The 5243-nt window shown below is 71.9% G+C and carries 3 protein-coding genes; 2 read left to right on the forward strand and 1 reads right to left on the reverse strand.

Going from position 1 to position 5243, the window contains the following annotated elements; genetic code table 11:
* Positions 1-237 precede the first annotated feature (237 nt).
* Both ABZ951_RS33430 and ABZ951_RS33435 read left to right on the forward strand, forming a co-directional pair.
* Positions 238-1458: an acetyl-CoA C-acyltransferase gene (locus ABZ951_RS33430; RefSeq protein WP_344090955.1), complete on the forward strand. Its 1221-nt coding sequence runs from the start codon at positions 238-240 to the stop codon at positions 1456-1458.
* The gene (locus tag ABZ951_RS33435) at positions 1455-3581 is read left to right on the forward strand and encodes a 3-hydroxyacyl-CoA dehydrogenase NAD-binding domain-containing protein (RefSeq protein ID WP_344090953.1); all 2127 of its coding nucleotides are present in this window, start codon (positions 1455-1457) and stop codon (positions 3579-3581) included. Before ABZ951_RS33430 ends, ABZ951_RS33435 begins: the two co-directional genes overlap by 4 nt.
* 73 nt (positions 3582-3654) lie before the next feature.
* Here ABZ951_RS33435 and ABZ951_RS33440 read toward each other — a convergent pair whose 3' ends face one another.
* A complete protein-coding gene (locus ABZ951_RS33440) occupies positions 3655-5037 on the reverse strand; it encodes an FAD-dependent oxidoreductase (RefSeq protein ID WP_361281722.1) in 1383 nt (460 codons plus the stop codon).
* Positions 5038-5243: the final 206 nt, after the last annotated feature.

The following is a 5243-nucleotide window of genomic DNA, read 5'->3' on the forward strand; positions in this document are numbered from 1 at the left end:
TAAGGCTGTTCATGCGCCGCATTGTCGCCGCCATCATCGGAGCCGTCATGCTCACGGGCCTTACGGCCACATCGGCCAGCGCTGTCACGGACCCCCGCACTGTGACGTTCGCCGCCCTACAGAAGGGCTGGGCAGCATGGTTACCCGCAAGTAGCATGAGGGGCATGAGTCCGCGCCGCGGCGGAGCCCTACCGGCATGCCCGCGCGGCAGCGATCCGCACCTGGAGGAGAGCCAACGTGCCTCGTACCGCTAGGGACGTCGTATTTGTCGACGGCGTCCGCACCCCGTTCGGCAAGGCGGGCCCGAAGGGCATCTACCACGAGACCCGCGCCGACGATCTCGTCATCAAGTGCATCCGCGAGCTGCTGCGCCGCAACCCGAACCTGGACCCCGCCAAGATCGACGAGGTCGCCATCGCCGCGACCACGCAGATCGGTGACCAGGGTCTGACCCTCGGCCGCACGGCCGGCATGCTCGCGGGCCTGCCGCAGAGCGTGCCCGGCATGTCCATCGACCGCATGTGCGCCGGCGCGATGACCGCCGTGACGACCGTGGCCGGTGGTGTCTCCTTCGGCGCGTACGACATCGCCCTCGCGGGCGGCGTCGAGCACATGGGCCGGCACCCGATGGGCGAGGGCGTCGACCCCAACCCGCGGTTCGTGTCGGAGAAGCTGGTCGACGACTCCGCGCTCGTCATGGGCATGACGGCGGAGAACCTGCACGACCGCTTCCCGCAGCTCACCAAGGAGCGCTCGGACGCGTACGCGGTCCGCAGCCAGGAGAAGGCCGCCAAGGCGTACGCCGACGGCAAGATCCAGGCCGACCTGGTGCCGATCTCCATCCGCCGCACGACGCCCGAGGGCGGCGAGCTCGGCTGGGGCCTGGCCACGGTCGACGAGCCGATGCGCCCGGGCACCACCATGGAGGGTCTGGCCAACCTCAAGACCCCCTTCCGCCCGCACGGCCGGGTCACCCCCGGCAACGCCTCCGGCCTCAACGACGGCGCGACCGCCTCGCTGATCGCCGCCGAGGACGTGGCGCGCGAGCTGGGCCTGCCGGTCCGGATGCGCCTGGTCTCCTACGCCTTCGTGGGCGTCGAGCCCGAGGTGATGGGCTACGGCCCGATCCCGGCGACGGAGAAGGCGCTCGCCAAGGCGGGCCTGTCCATCGAGGACATCGGCCTGTTCGAGCTGAACGAGGCGTACGCGGTGCAGGTGCTCGCGCTCCTGGACCACTACGGCATCGCGGACGACGACCCGCGCGTCAACCAGTACGGCGGCGCGATCGCGTTCGGCCACCCGCTGGCCTCGTCGGGCGTGCGCCTGATGACGCAGCTGGCCCGGCAGTTCGAGGAGCAGCCGCACGTCCGCTACGGCCTCACCTCGATGTGTGTCGGCCTCGGCATGGGCGGAACGGTCATCTGGGAGAACCCGCACTTCGACGGAGGCAGCAAGTGAGCACGACGGCTGAGCTTTTGAAGGGTGCGGCCGAGCTGTTCCCGGACGAGGTCGTGACGCAGGCGCACGTGCGCCACTTCGACCTGCCGGGCGCGGGCGCGTTCGCGCTCATCACGCTGGACAACGGCCTGGACCACACCAAGCCGACCACCTTCGGCCCGCGTTCGCTGGCCAACCTCGACGCCGCGCTCGACCAGGTCGAGGCGGAGGCCGCGGCCGGGAAGATCGTCGGCGTCGGTGTCACCGGCAAGCCGTTCATCTTCGCCGTCGGCGCGGACCTCAAGGGCGTGGAGCTCCTCAAGCGCCACGAGGACGCGCTCGCCATCGGCAAGGGCGGCCACGACGTCTTTAAGCGGCTGTCGTCGCTGGCGGTGCCGACGTTCGCGTACTACAACGGCGCGGCCATGGGCGGCGGTGTCGAGGTCGGTCTGCACTGCACCTACCGCACCGTCTCCAAGGCGATCCCGGCCTTCTCGCTGCCCGAGGTCTTCCTCGGCCTCGTCCCCGGCTGGGGCGGCTGCGTGCTGCTGCCGAACCTCATCGGCGCGGACCGCGCGATCTCGGTGATCATCGAGAACTCGCTCAGCCAGAACAAGCAGCTGCGCGGCAAGCAGGTCCTGGAGCTCGGCATCGCCGACGCGATGTTCGAGGGCGCGGACTTCCTGGAGCAGTCGCTGCTGTGGACCGCTTCGGTCCTCAAGGGCGAGACCGAGGTCGTCCGCCCGGAGATCGACCGCGGCGAGGGCTGGGACCAGGCCGTCGCCCGCGGCAAGTTCATCGCCGACTCCAAGGTGCACGGCGCGGCCCCGGCCGCCTACCGCGCCCTGGACATCATCGCCGCGGCGAAGAACGGCGACCTGCGCGCCGGCTTCGCGGCCGAGGACCAGGCTCTCGCGGACCTGATCATGGGCGGCGAGCTGCGCAGCGGCATCTACGCGTTCAACCTGGTGCAGAAGCGCGGCAAGCGCCCGGCCGGTGCCCCGGACCGCTCGCTGGCCCGCCCGGTCACCAAGGTGGGCGTCGTCGGCGCCGGTCTGATGGCCTCGCAGCTCGCGCTGCTGTTCCTGCGCCGCCTGGAGGTGCCGGTCGTCCTGACCGACATCGACCAGGAGCGGATCGACAAGGGTGTGGGCTACGTCCACGCCGAGATCGACAAGCTCCTCGCCAAGGGCCGCATCGGCCAGGACAAGGCCAACCGCCTCAAGGCGTCGGTGACGGGCTCCCTGGACAAGGCCGCCGCCTTCGGCGACGCGGACTTCGTCATCGAGGCCGTCTTCGAGGAGATGGGCGTCAAGCAGCAGGTGTTCGCCGAGCTGGAGGCGGTCGTCCCGGCCCACACGATCCTGGCGACGAACACCTCCTCGCTGTCGGTCTCCGAGATGGCGTCGAAGCTCCAGCACCCCGAGCGGGTCGTGGGCTTCCACTTCTTCAACCCCGTCGCGATCCTCCCGCTCCTGGAGATCGTGCGCGGCGAGCAGACCGACGACGCGGCGCTGGCCACCGCCTTCGGTGTGGCGAAGAAGCTGAAGAAGACCGCGGTGCTGGTGAAGGACGCCCCGGCGTTCGTCGTCAACCGCATCCTCACCCGCTTCATGGGCGAGATCCAGAACGTCATCGACGAGGGCACCCCGGTCGCGACGGCCGAGAAGGCCGTCGAGCCGCTCGGCCTGCCGATGTCCCCGCTGGTGCTCCTGGAGCTCGTCGGCCCGGCCATCGGTCTGCACGTCTCCGAGACCCTCCACCGCGCGTTCCCGGACCGCTTCACGGTCTCGCCGAACCTGGCCGCGGTGGTCAAGGCCGGCAAGCGCGGCTTCTACGTCTACGACTCCGGCAAGCCGGAGCTGGACCCCGAGGTCGCCGCGCTCCTGAAGCAGGGCGACGTCGTCCTGACCGAGGAGCAGGTGCGCGACCGGGTCCTGGACGCCGTCGCGCAGGAGATCGGCCTGATGCTGGACGAGGGCGTCGTCGCCGAGGCGCAGGACATCGACCTGTGCTTGATCACCGGCGCGGGCTGGCCCTTCCACCTGGGCGGCATCACGCCGTACCTGGACCGTGCGGGCGTCTCCGAGCGGGCCGCCGGCCGGCGGTTCCTGGCCGAGGGCGTGGCGAGCGTCCCCGCGTAACACCCCGTGTGTCACGGCCGCCGGGCGGGCTCGAAGGAGCCCGCCCGGCGGCCGCGCGCGTTCCCCCGCCGGCTCACCCGCCGGCCGCGCGCACGGCCGCGGCGGCCTTCCGCGCGGCGACGAGGACCGGGTCCCACACCGGGGAGAACGGCGGCGCGTAGCCCAGGTCCAGGGCCGTCATCTGCTCGACCGTCATGCGCGCGGTCAGGGCCACCGCGGCCACGTCCACCCGCTTGCCCGCGCCCTCGCGGCCGACGATCTGGACGCCCAGCAGCCGCCCCGTGCCGCGTTCGGCGAGCATCTTCACCGTCATCGGGCGGGCCCCCGGGTAGTACCCGGCCCGGCTCGTCGACTCGGCGGTCACCGCCACGAAACGCAGCCCCGCCGCGGCCGCCTGGGCCTCCAGCAGACCGGTGCGGGCGATCTCCAGGTCGCACACCTTGCTGACGGCCGTGCCGACCACGCCCGGGAACGTGGCGTAGCCGCCGCCGATGTTCGCGCCGATCACCTGGCCGTGCTTGTTAGCGTGCGTGCCCAGCGCGATGTGCCGGGACCGGCCCGCCACCAGGTCCCACACCTCCACGCAGTCGCCGCCCGCCCAGATGTTCTCGTGCCCGCGCACCCGCATCGCGAGGTCCGTCAGCAGCCCGCCGGACTCGCCGAGCGGCAGCCCGGCCGCCTCGGCCAGGGACGTCTCCGGGCGTACGCCGAGCCCCAGGACCACCACGTCCGCCGGGTACTCCTTCCCCTCGGTGACGACCGCGGTCACGGCGCCGTCCGGGCCGGTGCGCAGGGCGGTGACCTCGGTGCGCGTCACCACCTCGATGCCCATGCCGCACATCGCGTCGCGCACCAGGGCGCCCATGTCGGCGTCCAGGGTGGACATCGGCTCCTCGGCGCGCTCGATCACCGTGACCTCGTGGCCCCGGCGCGTCAGCGCCTCGGCCATCTCCACGCCGATGTACCCGGCACCGATGACCACCGCCCGGCGCCCCGAGGAGCCGGCCGGGCCGTCCAGGAGGGCCTGCCCGTCGTCCAGGGTCTGCACCCCGTGCACGCCGCGGGCGTCGATGCCCTCCAGCGGCGGCCGGACGGGGCGGGCGCCGGTGGCCAGGACCAGATGGTCGTAGCCGTGCCAGGCTTCCGTACCCGACTCCAGGTCACGGGAGCGCACCCGCTGCCCGGCCACGTCCAGCTCGGTCACCTCGGTCCGCATCCGCAGGTCGATGCCGCGCTCGCGGTGCTCCTGCGGGCTCCGGGCGATCAGCGCGTCGGGCCCCTCGACGTCGCCCCCGAGCCAGTAGGGGATGCCGCAGGCGGAGTAGGAGCTGAAGTGGCCGCGCTCGAAAGCGGTGATCTCCAGTTCGCCGGGCTTCCTGAGCCTGCGGGCCCGGGACGCCGCGGACATGCCGGCCGCGTCGCCTCCGACGACCACCATTCGCTGTGCCGCCGCCATATGCGTCCCGCCCCTTCCATGTGGTCGAGCCGCCCAGGGTAGGGCTTGTCCGGCGGGTTGTGGGGGCGCACCACCGCTGCGCGGCGGTGTCCTCAAACGCCGGACGGGCTGCTGTGCTGTGTCCTCAAGCGCCGGACGGCGGCTTCTTCAGCGCCTCGGCCGGCATTTCGTGGATCTTGTACTCAATTGGTTCGTCCGCGCGACCT

Source organism: Streptomyces sp. NPDC046215 (assembly GCF_040646215.1).
Taxonomy (GTDB): domain Bacteria; phylum Actinomycetota; class Actinomycetes; order Streptomycetales; family Streptomycetaceae; genus Streptomyces; species Streptomyces stramineus.

Excerpts from the sequence above, each read along its gene's own strand:
- ABZ951_RS33440 (WP_361281722.1), bottom strand. The coding sequence starts at position 5,037 with ATGGCGGCGGCACAGCGAATGGTGGTCGTCGGAGGCGACGCGGCCGGC.